The organism is Candidatus Pelagibacter communis (assembly GCF_001180105.1).
GTDB classification, from domain to species: Bacteria; Pseudomonadota; Alphaproteobacteria; order Pelagibacterales; family Pelagibacteraceae; genus Pelagibacter; species Pelagibacter ubique_K.
In genome coordinates this window covers 1-689 of the sequence record NZ_CVSO01000054.1, presented here as the reverse complement: position 1 = coordinate 689, position 689 = coordinate 1, and the positions used below count along the sequence as shown (strand labels likewise).

Genomic DNA, 689 nt, shown 5'->3' with positions numbered 1-689 from the left:
GTTAATTGCTTTGAATTTACAAACTTCTTTTTTAACACCACCCATGGCAATGTCTGCTTACTACTTAAAAGGTGTTCAGAGTAGAAATGTAGAGCTAATGCAAATATTCACAGGTATAATGCCTTTCTTAGCAATAGTAATTCTTGCGATGGTTTTGATGTACATATTTCCTGGTATAGCTTTATGGCTACCTGATGTGTTATTTGCAGAGTAAATTTAATGTCCAATATCTTTTCATTATCAGTTTCCGAAATTGCGGAAAAAATTAGAAATTCAGATTTAAACTCAGTTGATTTGTGCAAATCTTATATTGAGCAAATAAATAAATTCGAAAAAGATGTAAAGGCATGGGCACATTTTGACAAAAAACTTCTTTTAGAAAAAGCTGAAGAGGCGGATGAACATAGACGATCTGGAAAGTCAGTTGGTCCTCTTCATGGTATTCCAGTAGCACTTAAAGATATAATTGGAACTTACGATATGCCAACTGAATGTGGAACTGTTTTAAGAAAAGGTAAAACTGAGTCTCAAAATGCTGAAATAGTAGACTTATTAAAATCTGCCGGAGCCCTTATAATGGGTAAAACAAACACATCTGAATTAGCATATCTTGGTCCCCCAGAAACTAGAAACCCTCATGATTATTCTAGAACACCAGGTGGATCCTCAAGTGGTTCTGCTGCTGTTAT

The 689-nt window shown here is 34.7% G+C and carries 2 protein-coding genes; both read left to right on the top strand.

The features are described 5' to 3' along the window. Positions 1-214 (top strand): TRAP transporter large permease subunit (locus tag AMN84_RS03630; protein ID WP_143755543.1); only part of this gene is annotated, 214 nt, incomplete at its 5' end. 5 nt (positions 215-219) lie between these two features. Continuing rightward, a partial coding sequence (locus tag AMN84_RS03625; RefSeq protein WP_143755542.1) for an amidase family protein occupies positions 220-689 on the top strand: 470 nt, incomplete at its 3' end.